18 protein-coding genes and 1 pseudogene are annotated in these 18,744 nt (G+C 59.7%); 4 read left to right on the top strand and 15 right to left on the bottom strand.

All coding sequences use genetic code 11. The features are described from left to right. Positions 1-227: 227 nt before the first annotated feature. The 9 genes from radC (RV1423_RS11920) to RV1423_RS11880 form a co-directional block, all read right to left on the bottom strand. Positions 228-734, bottom strand: coding sequence for a DNA repair protein RadC (gene radC / locus RV1423_RS11920; protein ID WP_034296779.1), 507 nt, complete (start codon positions 732-734; stop codon positions 228-230). Positions 735-1,126: 392 nt separating this feature from the next. Beyond that, positions 1,127-1,531: a very short patch repair endonuclease gene (locus RV1423_RS11915; protein WP_197034928.1), complete on the bottom strand. Its 405-nt coding sequence runs from the start codon at positions 1,529-1,531 to the stop codon at positions 1,127-1,129. 4 nt (positions 1,532-1,535) lie between these two features. Further along, the gene (locus RV1423_RS28535; protein ID WP_051516648.1) at positions 1,536-2,336 is read right to left on the bottom strand and encodes a hypothetical protein; all 801 of its coding nucleotides are present in this window, start codon (positions 2,334-2,336) and stop codon (positions 1,536-1,538) included. A gap of 3 nt (positions 2,337-2,339) precedes the next feature. Beyond that, a complete protein-coding gene (locus RV1423_RS11905; RefSeq protein WP_155835093.1) occupies positions 2,340-3,245 on the bottom strand; it encodes a hypothetical protein in 906 nt (301 codons plus the stop codon). After that, positions 3,242-5,134, bottom strand: coding sequence for a hypothetical protein (locus RV1423_RS11900; protein WP_034296775.1), 1,893 nt, complete (start codon positions 5,132-5,134; stop codon positions 3,242-3,244). Before RV1423_RS11900 ends, RV1423_RS11905 begins: the two co-directional genes overlap by 4 nt. Beyond that, positions 5,106-6,152: a PD-(D/E)XK motif protein gene (locus tag RV1423_RS11895; RefSeq protein WP_034296773.1), complete on the bottom strand. Its 1,047-nt coding sequence runs from the start codon at positions 6,150-6,152 to the stop codon at positions 5,106-5,108. The genes RV1423_RS11900 and RV1423_RS11895 overlap by 29 nt, the downstream gene beginning before the upstream one ends. After that, a complete protein-coding gene (locus tag RV1423_RS11890; protein ID WP_051516647.1) occupies positions 6,149-8,788 on the bottom strand; it encodes a Z1 domain-containing protein in 2,640 nt (879 codons plus the stop codon). Before RV1423_RS11890 ends, RV1423_RS11895 begins: the two co-directional genes overlap by 4 nt. Before the next feature lie 24 nt (positions 8,789-8,812). After that, a complete protein-coding gene (locus RV1423_RS28530) occupies positions 8,813-10,936 on the bottom strand; it encodes a DNA cytosine methyltransferase (RefSeq protein WP_051516646.1) in 2,124 nt (707 codons plus the stop codon). After that, positions 10,933-11,400: a hypothetical protein gene (locus tag RV1423_RS11880; RefSeq protein WP_034296770.1), complete on the bottom strand. Its 468-nt coding sequence runs from the start codon at positions 11,398-11,400 to the stop codon at positions 10,933-10,935. The genes RV1423_RS28530 and RV1423_RS11880 overlap by 4 nt, the downstream gene beginning before the upstream one ends. 521 nt (positions 11,401-11,921) lie before the next feature. Between RV1423_RS11880 and RV1423_RS11875 the strand changes: the two genes are divergently transcribed. Further along, positions 11,922-12,731 (top strand): abortive infection family protein, encoded by an 810-nt coding sequence (locus tag RV1423_RS11875; protein ID WP_034296768.1) that lies wholly within the window; start codon positions 11,922-11,924, stop codon positions 12,729-12,731. A gap of 68 nt (positions 12,732-12,799) precedes the next feature. Here the strand turns inward: RV1423_RS11875 and RV1423_RS11870 are convergent, their stop codons facing one another. The 6 genes from RV1423_RS11870 to radC (RV1423_RS11845) all read right to left on the bottom strand — a co-directional run bounded on the left by RV1423_RS11870 (position 12,800) and on the right by radC (RV1423_RS11845) (position 16,164). Next, positions 12,800-13,120, bottom strand: coding sequence for a DNA-binding protein (locus tag RV1423_RS11870; protein ID WP_034296767.1), 321 nt, complete (start codon positions 13,118-13,120; stop codon positions 12,800-12,802). Continuing rightward, positions 13,110-13,451 carry a type II toxin-antitoxin system RelE/ParE family toxin gene (locus RV1423_RS11865; protein ID WP_034296765.1) on the bottom strand — a complete coding sequence of 114 codons (342 nt, stop codon included), beginning with the start codon at positions 13,449-13,451 and terminating at the stop codon, positions 13,110-13,112. The genes RV1423_RS11870 and RV1423_RS11865 overlap by 11 nt, the downstream gene beginning before the upstream one ends. Positions 13,452-13,474: 23 nt before the next feature. After that, on the bottom strand, positions 13,475-14,677 hold the full coding sequence (locus RV1423_RS11860) for a site-specific integrase (protein WP_034296764.1): 1,203 nt from the start codon (positions 14,675-14,677) through the stop codon (positions 13,475-13,477). Between the two features lie 235 nt (positions 14,678-14,912). Further along, positions 14,913-15,080, bottom strand: a complete 168-nt coding sequence (gene rpmG / locus RV1423_RS11855) for a 50S ribosomal protein L33 (protein ID WP_034296763.1) — start codon at positions 15,078-15,080, stop codon at positions 14,913-14,915. A gap of 24 nt (positions 15,081-15,104) precedes the next feature. After that, complete coding sequence (rpmB, locus tag RV1423_RS11850) at positions 15,105-15,341, bottom strand: 50S ribosomal protein L28 (protein WP_007877026.1); 237 nt, start codon at positions 15,339-15,341, stop codon at positions 15,105-15,107. A gap of 148 nt (positions 15,342-15,489) precedes the next feature. After that, entirely contained in the window at positions 15,490-16,164 is a 675-nt protein-coding gene (radC, locus tag RV1423_RS11845) for a DNA repair protein RadC (protein ID WP_034296761.1), read from the bottom strand. Positions 16,165-16,277: 113 nt separating this feature from the next. On the opposite strand from radC (RV1423_RS11845), the gene RV1423_RS11840 reads away from it, so the two are divergent. From RV1423_RS11840 to RV1423_RS11825, 3 genes and pseudogenes are all read left to right on the top strand, one after another. Further along, on the top strand, positions 16,278-16,733 hold the full coding sequence (locus RV1423_RS11840) for a peptidylprolyl isomerase (protein WP_034296759.1): 456 nt from the start codon (positions 16,278-16,280) through the stop codon (positions 16,731-16,733). 10 nt (positions 16,734-16,743) lie between these two features. After that, positions 16,744-17,703 (top strand): 4-hydroxy-3-methylbut-2-enyl diphosphate reductase, encoded by a 960-nt coding sequence (gene ispH, locus RV1423_RS11835; protein ID WP_034296758.1) that lies wholly within the window; start codon positions 16,744-16,746, stop codon positions 17,701-17,703. Positions 17,704-18,185: 482 nt separating this feature from the next. Continuing rightward, positions 18,186-18,744 (top strand): annotated as a pseudogene (locus tag RV1423_RS11825) (branched-chain amino acid ABC transporter permease); the annotation flags it as partial.

Below are 18,744 nucleotides of genomic sequence, written 5' to 3'. Positions count from 1 at the left end.
GGCCAGGGATGCGCTGAAACCAACGCCGTGCGGCGAGCGCCCCTGCGTGCTACTGGCACGCCTAGATAGGTGTCGGTCGGCCGATCAGGTGCAACCTGTTCGGCGGCATTGCAGGGGCGCCAAACAGAGTGCGGCGGGGATGGGCTGACCAGCCGATCCCCCGGAGGGCAAGCGCAGCGCGCAGCGGTATACGGATGAGGCAAAAAAGGGGGCGATGCCCCCTCGGGCTATAGCAGCCCACGTTCCGCAAAACTCAGTACGTCGTTGCCCGCGACGATCAGGTGATCCAACACCCGCACGTCCACCAGCGACAGCGCCGTTTTCAGCGTCTGCGTCAACACCTCGTCGGCCCGCGATGGCTCGGCGACACCCGACGGATGGTTATGGCAAAAAATCGCCGCTGCGGCGTTGAACGCCAGTGATTCCTTGACCACCTCGCGCGGATACACCGATGTCTGGCTCACCGTACCCCGGAACAGCTCGACGTATTCGATCAGGCGGTTCTGCGCATCGAGCATCAGCACCGCGAACACCTCGTGCTCCAAACCACCCAGTTTCACGCGCAGGAAGTCGCGCACTGCCTGCGGCGAAGTCAGCACCTCACGCCCGCGCAGTTGCGCACCCAGTAGCCGCTGAGCGGCTTGCAGCACCTCGTCAGAATTGGCCGGACGGTAGTCGCCCGCGACATCGCGAACGAGAAGGGAAGAATCGAGGGAAAGAGAAAGTTGCGACATGGTCTGCTCCGGTCTGTAGCGGGCGGAATTGCCCGAGACCGGCCCCAGCACGCTGCAGCGCAGGTGTCAGGGTTCGCAGACGGCCGCAAGGACGCAAGCGCACACCGTGCGCGCAGACCTTGACAGCGAGAACAGCGTGGTACGTTGAAGGGAACAGCAAGGCCACCCCACCACCACACTCCATTGCCCCAAGGCAAGCGCAGCGCGCAGGCCGGGAACGCAGAGACGGCCGGAGGCGTGAAGGATCGAAGCCGAAGGGCCGTGACGGGCACAGCCTGGCACGGGGCAACGCCCGAGAGCCTGACGGCGGAACGCCGGGACGCCCACGCTTCGATAAAGGAGATATTCACTGCACAGTAAATATCGCCGAAACAGCGAACGATTGATTCAATTCACGTTTGGCGCAGTTGGGCCGCCTTTTGCTCGATCCGCTCAATGCAGCGTGCAAAGTTTTTCTCGACGTCATGCTCCCAGACGCGCATAACCGTCCAGCCTTCGCGGCGCAGCCGCACCATGTGCCTGTGGTCGCGGGCCATGTTTCCAGCGATCTTGTCGCGCCAATAGGGAGCCAGCTTTTCGGACCATTGGTCGAACTTCCAGCCGTGCCAAAAGTCGCCGTCCACAAAGACAGCAAGCCGAATTCTGGTGAACACAATGTCAGGTTTGCCGACCAGCCATGCTGCGTTCACTCGATAGCGATATCCGCGCCTGTGCAGCTCCTTCCGAACAAGCAGCTCCACTTTGGTGTCGCGCCCGCGAATGCGCGACATCGTCAGCCGCCGCTGCTCGGGCGTCATGTTGTCAGCCATGGTTGGAAGAGGGCGCTGGTGTGGACTGCGCGCGAGGAAGCGAGGCCGCAACCTGATCAAAGATGCTTTCAACGTGTCGATCAACCTCTTCAGGGGCGATCGACTCCAATGACAGGAAAGACGAGAGACGGAGAAACCGCTTCTGCGCCTCACGGATCAACTGGCGCCGCGTCAGGTCGGAATACTGCTTCGATGCAGCCAAAAGTCCCGTAGCTATTGCACCCGGCAGACCTTCTATGCCGGCGAGCGACGGGCGCTCCATCAACTGGACAAGCTCGTCCTCTCCAAGCGACTGCAGAAGCTGGGAAAGCCGGAGACCATCGCCCGTTCGCGGCGCCAGATGATAGGCACGCCACCAGAGGCGCTGATAAACATTGCGGCGCCCCGAAACAAAACGCTCAATCGAGGTGGCGCCAGCGGCTCCACCAAAACGCCAGCGGATGATATCTGGCAGGAGCACGCAGGAAATGAACTCCCAGACCCCGCCCTTTGCGGCTTCCGCAGGCGCAATTGGCATCTGCTGTGCGAGTACAACAGCAGCTTCGGCATCGAAGTCCGCTGCCTGCTGCTGGCTTGGGTCGTTCGGATAGCCGGCAGCAAGTGCTAATCGCAGGAGATCGTTGCGCAGCTTTTCCAAAGCCGCTGTGGTTGCGCGCGTCCCCCCGGTGGGCGTGTACTCGCAGGCGAGATGTTGGGCTGCCGCTCCTTCCGCGAGCGACTGGATGGATGCTGAGCATGCGGCCTCGGCAATCTGAAGCGCGACGTGATGGGGTAGCTGAGGAAAGAGGGTCATGGTTCAGTTCCAAAAGACCCTGAGCCTGCCTTGCAGGTCGGAGTTGAAATGATCCGCCCGTTGGCCGGCAGCAGTTGCCAGGCCGCCGATGCCGTCGCCAGGAAACAGCATTTGGATCATCGTATAGACAACCTTGCCGCAGCTGCCGTCAGCGTAGTCGCCGTCTCGTTCAACAAAATCCTCGCTCGCCAGCGCCCCCAGCACCAGTGCTCTGGCGACATCGAAATAAATGGCAGAGCGAATGGCCGAAGCCTCTGCGGTTGGCGCTTCTCCCGAAACAGCATGCACAATCCGTGGATGAGCGGCGTTGATGAGCAGGCGCACTGATCCAAGGAACGGCTGCTCCAGGGCAAACGTATTCCAGGAGAGTCTCCAGCCGGCATCCGGATTGGCCCATAAGCCGGTGTTGAAGTCGACAACCTCGACCGGGAAGAACGAAGTGGATGTGTCTAGCTGGACTGTCTGGCGCTCCTGCAGCAGCACGGCTCCCGCATGCCGCGCTGCCAGCGGCGCGCCGCTGTCTTGCGCATGAGCTACCAGAATGCTGGTATCGATGTGCAGCGTTCCAGCGATGTCGCCTCCAGAGATGTCTCCCGCGATTTCCACCAGGCATGCGTCGTCATCGCTGGAGAGGTTGACACTGCCGAGGCTGCGCCGGAGCATCGTGCCGGCGCTCGACCAGCTCGCTGCCACAAGAAGCGGAACATCTGCTGCAAGACCGCAGTCGGCGCGCAGACCTGACAGGTCGACGATTACCTCTCGGCGGATGCGCAGCACCGAACCGTAGTCAAGTCCCGACAGAATCGGCGGAAGGGGAGAGGGAGGCTCAGTCGAAATAACTTCCCACTGACTGGCCGTGAGGCGGTGCGACGCCGCGCGCTTATAGGGAACTGCGGTTGCAGTCTTCACTGGCCCACCTTGGGCTCTGCCTTGAGGGAAACGGAGATCATGGCATCAGGGGGAATGCTTACAACAACTGCCCATATGCCGGTGTCGACAGGAACCTCGCAACTGGCGGTGCCAGCCGCTACTGTCTGGCCGTCCGGCGCTACCCATTTCAAGACCCGTGGCTGCTCAGACCCTTCAGGCGGATCACTCTCGAAGCCATCGGCTATGACTACCTTGGACAGCGCCACAACCTGGACAGGCTGGGAAGCTTGTCCGGATACTTGAAAGCGGGCGACCATGGCTGGGACGCCGTCAATCAGTTCGGTGGTCGGTTCATCGACAAATGCAATCTGAGGAGCGGGGGCGGCTCGTCCGCCGGCGCCAGGCTTGCCCTCACCCCCGCGGGGAGTGGAAGGCGGACGAGTCGGCCTGTTGGCATCAGGATTCAACGATGGTACGAGCCCGCCGAGAAGGCGCGAGAAGGCCGCTACTGAGTGCATGCCACCGCCTGCCGCTTCGATTGCATGGGGTGCGGCGTATGCTTGGACTACCTCCTTCAGCTTGCGCTGGGCCACCCGCACGTAGGTTTTCTCGGCGGCATCGAGCAAAAGATCGGGAATCCAATCGTCATGCGTCGGCGGCTCCGCACGTGCAAATGCTGCATCTGCCTCGGCATCGACCCGAAACACGCCGGCATACTCGACAAGCTCATAAGGTACTGAAGGCCCTTCCACGTATTTCACAACGAAGTTCGGTGCCCGCATGACGGCAATGTGGTGCAGCGGCCGTCGCAATGCGCGCTGGTACATGCTTGAGTCGACATCTTCAGGCTCCGCAGCGGAGGCCGCACTTTTCATCAAGGCCGCCGGCTGGCGCACAAGAGCGACATGACCAAGAAGCTTCTTGGGCCGCTGGGAAGCGATGGCTTCCAGCTTTGCTCTGTCGGAAGGCTGTTTGGCGGACGCTGCGACAAAAGCCTGCACAAACAAAGCCAGCTCTGGTTCGCTAACCTCCGGCAACGGCAACTCGGTGCCCTGCCATCGCACGCTGAATGTCATGGAGGGGGTTTGATCCGGGCCATCGACCAGCTTTGGCCAGAAATAGTCCATTAAAGCTCGACCCATATCGGCCAGCACGACTTGTGGCTGTGCCTCTTGGAAGTCAGGGGCAAGCACATAGATGGTGGTGCCCGTTGCGTCCGGCGCGCGGCCGATGCCTCCGAGCAACTGCGCGAACTGATCGGCATCTGCGCCGATGATCGGGTCGACAACTCCATCCTGCGCCATGCGGCCCCACCAGTGCCTGCCGGTGAATCGCTGGCCAGAAGGACCATCTGTTTCGAACTGAGACCCCAGCGCGGCAGCCATGAAGCGCTGCTCCACCCTCGTCCCTGTGCTGAAGCGCGTATGGACGCAGATGGTCTTCAGGGAACTGGCAAGGAAGTAGGCAGCCTTTCCGAATCCGTAGGTTCCGCCCGCGTATGCACGGTTCGGTGGTCGGCCGATGTAGCGCATGAAATCGACGAAGTTGGTCGATTCGCCGGGTTGCGGAACCACGTCTCCGCGCGTGGGACCGCTGAGCCCGCGCGTGCCGAAGTCGCTGATGGCGAGCACCGCGAAGTCGGCATCGGTGAGGAGGCGGGTGCGAATACCCACGGAGGATGGTGTATCCACAAATACCTGGTCAGCCAGCGCCCGCCGCGCGTTCTGGCCGAGCGTGTAGCCATCCACCTGGAACCGCACGCCGCCGACCGGAGCCAGCCTTGCATCCCAGCTGTTCTGGACAGCCTCGCGCACCAGCAGGCTGAAGCGGTCAGCACGCGGCCGGCCCAGCTGGTTTGAAACTCCTTCAGCGGCCGCACCGCCTGTGGCGGAGAACAGTTCAGACTGCAGGTCCAGAGGTGCCGGCATCGCGGACTCCTGCAAGCCCGGCGTGCACGCGGCCTAGAAAGTTTGCCTGAAGAGGCGGGGTAGGCGAAGCTGCCAGATCAATGGTGTAGTGGATGTCGGAGACGCCGGCAGGCACGCCCTCAGGCTCGAAAGACGGCTCGATCAACCGGGGGAACGATCCAGCCACTTCGTACGTTCGAAGGTCGATGACATCGAAACGAAACTGCCGGTAGTGGGCTTCGTCGCGCATGTCGTATCCGGCCAGGGAAAGGCGGCCCAGCAGGTCGCGTCGATCGACGCCGGCCTGCAGTATCTGCTGAAGAATATCCGGGACAGTGGTGCCAGAAGCGCCATTCAATTCCAAGCGCATCGCGCACAGGTACAGCGCTGCATCGCCAGGCTTTTCCAACTGCTTCAGGCCATGAACGCGAAACTTCCATTCGTCGCGCCGGATCGTTGTCTTGACCTCCAGAGCACAGCCCGCGACTGTGAAGTCGTGCCTTGCGCCATGTGGACCCTGCCAGGCCGAGATCCCCAGAGGATCTATCTCTGCAACGCGAGCAAGGTGCCAGAGCTCGCCGAATAATCCGCACAGCGCTTCCATGGACAGGATGGTTGGCATCTCGCGGTCAAGCAGCTCGCGCCATCGCTGCAGAGTCTCTCGGCACGTCTGGAACGGCCTGTCCGAGTTTTCGCGAAGCGCGGCAAGCACCTCGTCGGCCAAGTGCGTAAAGACGCCGTTGAGATGCTGCTTTTGACAGGCAAGGTCAAGAAACTGCCGCTGCCCGGCTGCATCGACCAGCGGGTGCGTCGTCAAATGAACACCGCCGCTGCGCCGATCGTGGACGGGCTGAAAGTCGTCGCCGACGGGAACGAGGACATGACGGAGTCCCGATGCATCGAGCGCCAGGAGCACCGCACCCTGCACAGTATGCAGTGTGGTGTCGAATACCCGAAACTCGCCCTGCGTTGGGACTGTCGAGGCCAATTCCAGCTGGCGCCAGCCGTCTTCTGCACTCCATTGGCTGTTGCTTGTCATTCCTCTGTCTCTGCCATGTCTTCGAGGTCGTCGATGTCGATCTGCTCGATGCTGGAATCTGGAAGCTCTACCGTCATGTAGTTCTGCGGCGTCAGGTCGTTCTGAGGCACGTCGGGGAAGGCCAAAGCGAGACCAATGACGTTTTGCACGGCTCCGAGCGGCGCACGCTCCTTGCTGTCTTTGCGAGGCTGGGAGTTCTTTGCGATCGGATAGATCAAAAGAAGTCCCTTATCCGGGGACGCGCCGTCCCTCAGGTCTCGCAACTGGTCGCGGTCCCGCCCGCGCAACTCAGAAGACTGCAGCGGCACGTCGATGGCGACGTCGGTTTCCGACATCAGCGCCTTGATGTCGACAACCTGAGGATTCCGCTCACGCAGGAATCGAGCGCGGTTCACGAGCGGCACTTCGTCGTCAAAGCCGAGATCGATGGTCCCAAGCTCAGCGATAGGCTGCTTGCGCGTAACAATTGCGACCGTCCAGCTTGTAATGTGGCCGCGCTGGTTCTGCTCTTGAATGTAGCTGCGCAGCAGAGCCTTCGGCATTTCACTGTTGCTCTGGTCAATCTCGTATTCACCGAGGAACTCAAGCACACGGGACGACGGTACGTTCAGGAACAGACGGTGCGGCTTGTCGGCTACGGTGGTGGGCTGCATCCCGTCTTGGCGCAGTCGGCCGACAAGATCCCGTGCGGCCTTAAGGTTCCGGTCAAGCCAAGCCAGATCTTCATGGCGGAACACGATCGTCTGCACTTCCCTGGCATTGAAAGCCATCTTGGCCTGCACTGCGTGCTGCATCTTCAACTTGGCCGTTATGGCGAGCGCGGGGTGCTGTCGAATCCGAACGGCAAATTCCATCGGCGTGACGGTTCCATGCTTGTAGCGCGAGATGTCCTGGCGGATTTCGCGTTCGACGCTGGCCAAATCGAAGAAGTAGTCGCGTAGCTCCTTCGTCATCCATACTCTTGCAAGGTCGGCGTAGCCAGGCCTGTACCCAAACCAGCGGCCCATTTGAAGGAGCGTGTCGTACGCCGAGGCAGAGCGGATAAAGAAGCTGACGGTCAGCCCCTCCAAGGTCAATCCGCGCGACAGCACATTGCCGCCGATGACGATGTAGATGCGGCCGTTTCCGTCGGCGTCCGGTTGATAGTCGACCCGGTCGAGCGTTGGGCTGGTGCCGTTCTCCACCTTCGATTCGGTGCGCTTGACGACTTGGGCGAGCTTCGTCATCACGTCGCTGAACGCAACCGGGTTTTCGTTCAATTCTTGCGAAGGTAGGGCAGATTGTTCCCGCAGCCAGAGCGCCTCCAGTTCGGCGGTCAACGCGGCATCGCCCTTTTGAATCTGCTTTAGAACAGCGGCCTGAAACGCATCGACTGCAGTTTTGGCGTTGCGGTGGACCACTGCGTACTGTGTGGTGTGGATGAGCATCGTGGCGTGCTTGCCCCGCTGGCCGCGCGTATGCCGGGCGGCCGTGGCCATCCAGAAGTACAGCGTCGCTTCGCGCAGCGTGGGCGTGATTTCCGGGGTGAACGTGAAGCGAGCGTCCCTGCTCGGCGGCCTCAGCTGCAGCGCTTCCTGATCTGGTACAAGCCGAATGACGTTCAGGCCGTCTACCGGCTCTTCGTTCTCGTCCAGCGGTGCGCGGCCAAAGATTTGTTCCGCGCCGAAATAACCCTTGCCGCGGGGAAGGTCGACAATGAAGTCGCTCGGGTAAAGGTCTTCCGGCAGTGATGGATCGATGAAGAGATTTGCGAACGGCGTCGCGGTGTAGCCCACGTACGCCGCCTTGGGGAGGTCGGCCAGCAGCTTGAGGATCAGCTCATTGATCTTGGTTCGCTCATCCGGCTTTGGATGCGAGTTGGGACTGGCCTGGTCGGCTTCGTCGTCGATGATCAGCACAGGACATGCGCGCAGAACTTCAGGCCGTGCGCCAGTGAGCCATTTGTGAAGGCGTTTGAGGCGGGCGCTGTTCTTCTTCACGACGCCCAGCACCTTCGTCGAATGCTTTTCAGTAAGGAACGAGTTGACGTTGGTCTTTGCGGCGAAATCGTCCTGAATGTCGGTGACCGTGATCCAATGCTCCAGGTTGGCAGCAATCAAATCTTCGTCGATGCGCAACTGCGTCTGATAGCGCAGGACGTTGTTCATCCCCGACAGCACGATGATGAACCGGTAGCCTACGTCGGCGGCCTTTGCGATGACGGCTGTGAAGCTTGCGGTCTTGCCGCTCTGCACATGGCCGAGTACGAGCCCACGCGTCCGAATCTGCGCCTTCCCCGGCGGGTCGAGCAACGATACAACCCGCGTCGACGCGTCATCAATGTCTTTGATGGCGGCCGGGTCCCATCCCTTGTCGTGCAGATGTTTGGCATAGGAATGCCACAGTTTGTCCGATGGGTCTGGCCCAAGATACCAGGGGTCGAAGTGCTTCTTGTGAATGCTGCCCGGCTCCTTCATGGTCCAAACGCGACGGCTGGCATCTCTGTAGCGCAGCAACGCTTGTTCAACCAAGTTGGCGGGCAGGAGTGTCGATAGGCGCGTAGCGGCTTCCTCGGGCGTCCTTCCCGCGCGAACAGAGTCGAGGATTTGTTCGGCCAGCTGGCCGATCTGATCGTTTGTTCCGTTGCTCAGCGCCATGCGCCCCCCTTTAATTTTGTTGCTCTAAAGATTGAGAATGAATTCTGCGACGGCCTTTGTCACACTTGGGCAGACCGCATTGGCGAGTTGCTGCTGCTTGTGCATCAGCCCTCCGGGGCTGCCCGATGCCGAGCCGGCAAAACGAAACCAATCCGGGAAGCTCTGCAGCCGGGCAGCTTCGCGAAGAGAAAGCCCCCGGTGCTGCGACGGGTGGATGATCATGCTCTTGCGATAGTGGCCGATGGTGATGGCCGGCTCGGTCCAGGCAAGTCGCCTGTAGATGTTGCTGTGCGTTCGCTCTACGTCGGCATAGTTGGTCATCAGTTCGCGTACTGCCTGCCAGTTCTGTCCCTGGCCAATACCCTTGTAGCGGTCGATGACGTATTCGGCGTGTCGGGAAGTGACGTGGTCCCAAATAATGCCCTTCGGCGCGCCGGCGCGCATGGCTCGAAGAAAGGGGTTTTGCTGAAGGCGTGCGGCGTCCTGCTCGTACGGACGCTCGGAAAGATCGTCGCCGTTCCCAAGCTTGGGGAGGTCAGCAATAGCATCGCGAACAGTCACGAAGGCTTTGCCTGTGCCTGGTCCATGGCTTGGCTGCGGGAATGGCCCCCATTGTCCAAATTCTTCGGGCGTGTATCCCACGTCCTTGTGAATGCCGAGAAGGAAAAACCGATTGCGGTTCTGCGGCGCGCCATACCAAACTGCGTCCAGCAGCTTGGGAAATACGAGATAGCCCATGTCTGCCAAGCGCTCCAGCACATGTGCGGCGACGCTTAAATCGGAAGCCGACTCGTCCCGCGGCGTCCACAATATTCCTTGGACGTTTTCCATCAGCAGAACTTTGGGCGCCATTTGAGAGACGCAGTCCAAGAATGCGTCCACCAGCCTATTGTTGGGATTGGAGCTCGACCAGCTATTGCGGTTCGCGCTCGAAAAACCTTGGCACGGCGGGCCTCCAATAAGCACGTCGACATCGCCATGCCCTTTGGCCATCGCGCCCAAACGCTCCCTAACTTTGTCTGAGCAAAGGTCCATGGGTGCATATTCGGACGGTGTTGTGCCGGCCGGCGTCAACCCGGTCTTCTCCATGTAGGCATGGTTCTGCTTCATCGTCTGCGTGTAGATGGGGTGTATCTCGGCCGACCCTGCGATGCGGTAGCCCCTGCCATCCGAAGCACGCGCGCCGAGGAACCCGAGACCCATGCCACCCGCACCCGCGAACAGCTCAACGACGTTCAAAGTTTTTTTGCCGGCTGTGAGACGGCGCTTCAATTGCGGCGGGCGCTCAGCAAGCAGTGAGCGCTGCTCGGCTGCCCGCACATCATGATCGGCCGCGATTCTCCGGTTCGCGCGTACGAGTATGTCAAGAGACGCGGTGCCTTCTCCTGCTTCGTTCGAGCGCAGGCGGCCTGAAGCAGGCTGTGCTCGCGTTCGTTTTTCCTTTCGCACTGCGAGTCGAATCCAGCGAGTCCAGGCGAGTAGTTGGGCAAGTCTCTTCAGCTTGTCATCCAGCTCCAACGATGTCATGCCAACGAGAACGCCGCGCTGGTATCCCTTGATGCCGCCGATGGACAGCGCAAAGCAAGTTAGATCCTCAATGTCTCCCAACGAGGCTTTTCCGAGATTGGTCGCAAAGCACTCGCTGGCGCCGGCAGGCTTGCTTAGACTGACCGGCTGCCAGCTGGCCGTCTCGACTCGCTCTTTGGGCGGGGCGGAGCGAACTCCGTCACGAGCGCGCGCAAAGGCGACGCGGCGGGTCGGATCAATCTCCAGGACGTAGTGGAGCCCGCTATTGCCCGACTCAAGGCGTTCAACGAGTTGTGCCGTAGCGACCGTTCGATAGCTGCAGACCAATACGCCGCGGCGCGCTTTCGCGAGATCCAGAAGGGACATGGCTACATCGGCACGCTTGGCATCTGCATCAAGGGCCAATTCGTGCTCGGCGGTAAGTACATCGCCGTTGAGCCGATAGAGCTGCATTCGTGGTGCGTCCCCCTTCTTGCCCTGTGAACGCAGATGGCCGGCCGCTTCTTCGAGAATCCAAACTGGGCCCAAATCCGCAGTGACGGTGCCAGCCCCTTCCAGCACTGGTGGGGATAGCGCAGTCGCGGCTTTTTCAGCTCGAAGCTCGATCATCAACTCAGTCATGCGCCTGCCATCCGAGCTGGGCGCGAAACGACAGGCGCGGGGAATTGAAGTGGGAGCTGATCGATGGGGGGAAAGCTGCTCGCCCAAGCAGCCTGAAGCTGCTCGGCAAAGGGGCGCATCGGAACCAGTATTGCGGGCTCCTCCAAATCAGGTGCGCGTGTCAGGATGTTCACTGCACCAAGCTCCACTTGGATGAGAAGGCTCCGATCCGACAGGTGCGGCCAGCTGGTATTGCGGCAAAGGTCAAAAAGACCCGTGGAGGCAGAAGCCAAGGCTCCCACACTGATGCCCATAACCTTGACCAAATGACGCACGACAAGAAGCGCCAGTGCGTCGCCTGGGGCAAAGCACGGCGTATAGCCGTTCAAACCGGCCAGCGGCGGCAGAACCCGACGCCAGTGGCGAAGGGTTTGGTCCGACAGTTGTGCAACCTGCACAACTTGTTGTGGGGTAAGCTTGAGCATATCGTGATATTGTCCCCGCAAATATCTTGTTGCCAGTAACAAGATAAACAGTTGTTATGGTAACAGGCTTCATGCACGTTTTGGTGGTTCGGCCGTTGAACCGCAGGCATGGGTTCAGAGTGCTCAGTCGCTGTGTCTGTCGATCGTGTCGGCCATTCGGTCACGTCATTCAGGTTCATATCGGTACGCAGCGCCAAAGAAAAAGCAACATAGCTGCGTCATCTAAATCGATGTGAGCACATCGTGGTGCGCAGTCCGATCAGGCACAGCCTGTTCGGCGGCTGTCAGGGGCGCCAAACAGAGTGCGGCGGGGATGGGCTGAACAGCCGACCCCTTGGAGGGCAAGCGCAGCGCGCAGGCCGGGAACGCAGAGACGGCTGGAGGCGTCAGGGATCAAAGCCGCACGGCCGCGACTCGACACGAGGCGCGGGGCAACGCCCGCGAGCCCGACGGCGGCACGCCGGGATGCCCGGATTGCGCGAAACTGGAGGTATTTCGTCTCAATCCAGAGGGAGCACACCTTGAACAACAAGATTCCAAATTCGGTCATCGGCGCAGTTGCCCCGGTCATTGCTGCGGCCTACTACAGCCACTCCAAACTGGATTCCCTTCTGAGGGAGAGCGGTGCGCCAGGAGATCCACCTGAAGGGAACCTCGAAGCCAAGTGCAGTACCTGGCTTAAGCGCTGCAACGACGATTCAAGCATCGATGCGCTGCACGTTCTCGGTCAGCTCATTCAGCGATTCATGGATCAAGAAGTATCCGATCTGTCGCCCCACGTCGGCGCAGATCAAGAACGCATCAGAGCTAATTTGGCCAAGAACCAGTTGTCGTACCAGACGAATGGCTTCATTACGTTGGCGGGATCGAGTCCGGCCGCCAAGACACTCGCTGACTATTTCAAGACCAGGGACTTCGCGTCCATTGAGTCGGAGTTTGGTCGCGCAATTTCACAAATTGATCGTGACCCTCATGCGGCGATCACGGCATCCAGCGCCATCATCGAAGCACTGTGCAAGACCTATATCGAAACAAATCGACTGGAAATGCCAGCGAAGCAGACAATTGGCCCACTCTGGAAAGTCGTGCAGCAGCATCTTGGCCTCAACATTGACCATACCTTGCAGGACGATCAGAAAAGGATTTTGCAAGGCTTGGCCTCGATCGTTGATGGCGTTGGCGCTTACCGGACGCACATCGGGTCAGCGCATGGACGCGGCATTGAGCCGCCGCAGATCGTGGCATCCGAGGCCCGGCTGGCAGTCCACGCATCGCATACGGTGGTTATTTTTGTCATGGAGCGCTGGCTAGGCGCGCAGCCCAGGGACTGATTCAAAGCCGCCATCAGGCGTTGTCATCTCCATGGCCGTCATGTCGCAGACCGACATCAACGCCACATTCAGGTGGCATGCGCCGGCGCGGCGGGCGCAGTCAACGGCTGCACCGCCAGCCGCAGCCCCATCGCCTTGAGGATTGCCAGCAAGCTGTTGAGCGCCGGATTGCCCTTCGGCGAGAGCGTGCGATAGAGTTGCGTCGGGTTCAGGTGCGCCTGTTCGGCCACCGCCTGAACGCCACCGAAGGCTTGGGCCATCTGGCGCAACATGATCAGTAGTTCGGCCTGGTCGCCGTCTTCCAGAATGCCGTTGACCACTTCCAGCGCGAACGCGGGATCGTTGCGGTACAACTCAGCCATCGCATCGTCATGGGGTCTACTTCTCATCATCTGTTCTCCGTTGCCAATCCTGCCAGTAATCCACCGCCCGGGCGATGTCCGCGTCCTGAGTCCTCTTGTCGCCGCCGCACAGCAGCAACACCACACGCCGGCCCGACAAGGCGTAGTACACCCGGTAGCCCGGCCCCGCATCGATGCGCAGTTCCCACACGCCCTCGCGACAGAACTTGTGGTCACCGAAGTTGCCTTGCTCGATGCGGGTCACGCGCCGTACCACCGCAACCTTGACTTGCGTGTCGCGTAACCGCTTCAGCCAGTCGATGTACAAGTCCTTGTGCTCACCGGGACTCAGGTAGTGCTCAATCTCGTAGGTTGCCATTTTCGTCTATAAACGAATGACAGTCAAGATACAGAGACTGGTGTGGCAATCGTGCCCGCCACCACCGTCTTGCGTCGGTTCGCCACCAGTTCGGCCGCCTGACGCACCGGCGCATCCTCGGTGTGGATGTAGCGCATGAACATCGCCACCGTCTTGTGCGCGGTCAGCACCATACCGACCTTGACCGGGATGCCCGAATTGGCGATGTCGGTGGCCGAACGGTGCCGGATACCGTGTGTGCCGACGTGCTGCACGCCGGCAGCTTTCAGGATGCGGCTCCAGCCGTTGTAGTGCTCCCCGTTCGTCATGTGCTTGAGCGGATCGCGCAGCGACGGCAGCACATAGAGCGAGCCCTCGTGCCTCGGTACTGTCGAGAGCAGGTGGTGCGCTTCCTCGCTCATCGGTTTGGACATGCCGCCGGTTTTGCTATCAGGCCAGGCCACGCGCCGATTCTCCAGATCGACCCAGGTCCACTCCAGCAATAGGATTTCGGAGCGGCGTGCCGCGAACTCGAACTGCAGGCGGATGGCCAGCGTGACGATGGGTGGCTCGCTGCCTTCGGCCTCCACCTTGTCCAGATGCCGGAACAACTTGCCCATTTCCTCGTCGGTGATGAGCCGGGTGGTCTTGCCTTGAGGGTATTGGGGGATGTGCCGGCACGGGTTCGTGCCATCCGTCCGCAAGCCCCAAATTTCGGCCATGTTGAACATCTTTCGCATGACGGCGAGCGTGTGGTTGGCCTCCATCGGCGTGGGTTCCAGCTTCTTCATCATCGTCGCAACGTCCGGGCGCTTGACGTCCTGGACCTTCATGCGGCCCAGAATGGGGATGATGTTGCGGTCGATGTTGCCCTGGTAGCCTTTTTGCGTGCTCGGCTTGTTGCGGACCTTGGAGTAGTCCGACATGAAGCGTCCGCACAGTTCCTTGACGGTCGGTGCCTTGCGCGCCTCGGCCTTGTCGCCGCCGGGGTCGCCGCCCCGGCGGACCTCGGCCAGCCAGGTCTGCGCCAGCGAGCGGGCTTGCTCGACGGTCAGCTCGCCGTACAGGCCGATGGCGGGCTTGCGCCGCTCCCCGGCATTGGTCCGGTACTGGAGCATGAACACCTTGCGGCCTGCTGGTGTAACCTTACACATGAAGCCGGGCACCAGGGTGTCGCGCAGTTCGACGGACTGCGCCTGGGGTTGCGCCGCGTCTATAGCGGTCTTGGTGAGTTTGATTTTGGCCATGCTGACTCCTAGGAGGAATGAGCCAGTTTCCAGGTGTCGGCTGGGAGCCAAGCGGATGGAAACCGGATCGGGTTGCGGAAAGCACCGGGGTATGGTGAATCCACTTGATCCCTAGGGAAACTCGCTGTGGCGGGCCTCAGCGTAGATCAGCCAAATTCGGTGCTGATCACAGCATGAAATAAAAAAGCCCCGGATGCAAATCGCGGGGCTTTTTTACCGACAAGAGAAAAATCAACTACTTGATCTTGGTCTCTTTGTATTCGACGTGCTTACGTACCTTCGGATCGAACTTCATGATCGAGAGCTTTTCAGGCGTTGTACGCTTGTTCTTTGTCGTGGTGTAGAAGTGACCTGTACCTGCGGTCGACTCCAGCTTGATTTTGTCGCGGCCGGATTTAGCCATGATAGATTTCCTTTACTCTGCTAGTTAGACTTTTTCGCCGCGAGCACGCATGTCGGCCAAAACGGCATCAATGCCGACTTTGTCGATCACGCGCAGGCCGGCGTTGGACAAGCGCAGGGAAACCCAGCGGTTTTCCGACTCAACGAAAATGCGACGGTTTTGCAGGTTGGGCAAAAAGCGACGCTTGGTCTTGTTGTTTGCATGGGAAACGTTGTTGCCGACCATCGGCCCCTTCCCGGTGACTTGGCAGACACGTGCCATGTTAATGCTCCTTAAAAATTCCAGAAATTGGAAAAAAAGAGAGTATAGCTAAAAAACATTGATTTTTCAATGACTTGCGAAAAACAATTGTGTCTCGTTTTTAAATTTTATTTAACAATTCAGCGGGTGCTATCGAGGCAGCTATTTTTCATAGCTGGCCATGCTCGGCAAATGAATGCGTCTGCGTCCCGGCCACGATGATGTGGTCGAGAATGTGGATGTCCACTAACGCCAGCGCCTGTTTCAGCGTTTGCGTCAGGTGCCGGTCGGCGCTGCTGGGGGTTGCCTCGCCGGATGGATGGTTGTGCGCGAGGATGACATTGGCGGCATTGTGCGCCAGCGCTGCCTTGACCACTTCACGCGGATAGACGCTGGCCTGGGTCAGCGTGCCGCGAAACAATTCTTCCGATTCGATCAGGCGGTTCTTGACGTCTAGGAACAGGACCACGAAGGTCTCGTAAGCCTTGCCGTGAAACAGCAATTGCAGGTAGTGCTTCACCGCCTGTGGCGAGTTGAGCGAGGCGCCGGCTTTCAGTTCCTCGGAGAGCGCGCGTCGGGCCAGTTCCAGCACCGCTTGCAGTTGAGCATACTTGGCCGGCCCCAGGCCGTTGATGCGGACGAAATCCGCCAGCCGGGACGAAAACAGCGCCTGCAGCGAACCGAAATGCCCGACCATCTCGCGGCCCAGATCGACAGCGCTTTTGCCTGCCACGCCCACGCGCAGGAACACGGCCAGCAATTCGGCGTCAGACAGGGCGTGCGCTCCTTGTTTGATCAGGCGCTCGCGCGGGCGTTGGTCTTCCGGCCAATCGGTGATTGCCATAGAGTCCTTACAAATACAGGGTTGTTCTTACGGAGTCAGGCAACGTGGCTTACAATAATGGGCTGTCACCTTGAAGTGACCCGCTTATTTGTCACGCTTACTGAAAATTGTTCATGTCCAACGCATCCGTCCCGGTCGTCACCGAAAACGCCTACCTTACCTTGCACTACCGCCTGGCCTCGCTGACTGGCGAGAATATCGTCAGCACCTTCGAGGAAAAGCCTGCCACGCTGCAATTCGGCCAAGGCCAACTGGCGCCGTTCCTTGAGGCCTGTCTGCTGGGATTACCGGAAGGGACCCATCAGACTTTCGATCTGGCGCCGGAGCAGGCGTTTGGACCGCGCAATCCGGAATTGATTCAGCGCATTTCGCGCACCACGCTGGAAGAAAATTCTTCCATGGATGAAGAGTATCGCGTCGGCGATCTCGTCGATTTCGCCGCACCGGGCGGCGGACGCTTTGCCGGCGTGCTGCGCGAGATCGACGAGCAGGGCGCGCTATTCGATTTCAATCATCCGCTTGCCGGACAAACGCTCAGATTTGAAGTAAAAATCATCGGGATTCTGTAAGGTACTCGATATGGATAAGCAAGAATCTGAAATTTTATTGGCACAGCCGCGTGGTTTTTGCGCTGGCGTCGACCGCGCCATTGAAATCGTCGAGCGTGCGCTGAAGCAATTCGGCGCTCCGATCTATGTGCGCCATGAGATCGTCCACAATGCTTATGTGGTTGCCGACCTGCGCAACAAGGGTGCGATTTTCATCGAAGAATTGGCCGACGTACCGGCCGGGAATACCGTGATCTTTTCCGCGCACGGCGTTTCCAAGGCCGTCCAGGCCGAAGCGCAGGAGCGCGGCTTGATCGTGTTCGACGCCACTTGCCCGCTGGTGACCAAGGTGCATATGGAAGTGGCCAAGATGCGCCGCGAAGGCCGCGAGATCATCATGATCGGCCACGAAGGCCATCCTGAAGTCGAAGGCACCATGGGCCAGACCGAAGCCGGCATGTACCTCGTCGAAACCGTCGACGATGTATTGAAGCTCGACGTCGCCGATCCCGAGATGCTGGCCTATGTGTCGCAAACCACGTTATCGGTTGACGACACGAGCGACATCATTGCGGCGCTCAAAAACAGATTCCCAAATATCGCCGAACCGAAAAAAGGCGACATCTGCTACGCCACCACCAACCGCCAGGAAGCGGTCAAGTTCATGGCGCCGCAAGTCGATGTCGTCATCGTGGTCGGCAGTCCTAACAGTTCCAACTCCAACCGCCTGCGCGAAGTCGCCGAGAAAAAGGGCATCCCGGCCTACATGGTCGATAATGCCGAGCTGATCAATGCCGATTGGCTGGTCGGCAAGCAACGCATCGGCGTCACCGCCGGTGCGTCGGCACCGGAAGTACTGGTCCAGGCCGTGATCGACAGGCTCAAGGAAGGATCGAAACGCAGTGTACGCATTCTTGACGGTATTGAAGAGAGCGTCACTTTCCCGATGCCCAAGGGTTTGGGTAGCGGCCGCTCTGTCAGCAACGGTTGAGTTTTTCGATATCCGTTCAGCAATAGTTTGAAGAAAAAAGTGCGCATCATCGCGCTTTTTTTGTATCTGTAATCGTCCTCATGCCCAGGCCGGACCGACATGTCCACTCGTTCTCGTATTGCCTCGGCTGCTTAGGTATAATCCCGCTCCAGCCGGCGAGTCCCCACAAGGGCATGCTCGCCTCTCGATTGCCGTCATACCTTTCGACCAAGAAGGAACGCCCCCGATCATGAGCATTTTCAACAATCTGCCCCACCTTGCCCATACGCGCTCCATCTTGACGCGTTTCTCATATTCCTCTGGTTTGCATTCATAGTGTCATCGCGTTGAAAGCGACATCCGTCGCGGCTTCAGGTCATTTTCTTCCTTTTCCCGATCAGGAACAGTTTTTGCTCTAAAGCTCGCATGCAATTGCAGAGGCTTGGACTTCCTGCAGCGACATATCTTGTTTATTCGTTACACAAATTTAGGAAGCCGCATTCATGGACATATTCATCCAGCAAATCATCAACGGCCTGGTGTTAGGGAGCATGTACGCGCTGATCGCCCTGGGTTACACGATGGTGTACGGGGTTTTGAACCTGATCAACTTTGCGCACGGCGACGTGCTGATGATCGGAGCGATGGCGGGGCTGAGCATCCTGAAGCTGGTACAGGCGGTGGCGCCGGGGCTGCCGGGGATCGTCAAGCTGATCATCGCCATCCTCGGCGCGATCCCGGTATGCGTGATCGTCAGCATGATCATCGAACGGGTAGCGTACAGGCCGCTGCGCAACGCGCCGCGTCTGGCGCCGCTGATCACCGCCATCGGCGTATCGATCCTGCTGCAAACGCTGGCCATGATGATCTGGGGCCGCAGCCCCGTACCATTCCCGCAAATCATGCCCTCCGACCCGGTGCACATCGCCGGCGCGCTGATCTCGCCGACGCAGATCATGCTGCTGATGCTGGCGCTGGCCGCCATGATCGGTCTGGTGCTGATTGTCGAGAAGACCAAGATGGGCCGCGCCATGCGCGCCACCGCCGAGAACCCGCGCATTG

This window comes from Herbaspirillum sp. RV1423, from assembly GCF_000577615.1.
Classification (GTDB): Bacteria; Pseudomonadota; Gammaproteobacteria; order Burkholderiales; family Burkholderiaceae_D; genus Herbaspirillum.
This window is presented reverse-complemented; position numbering and strand designations above follow the sequence as displayed.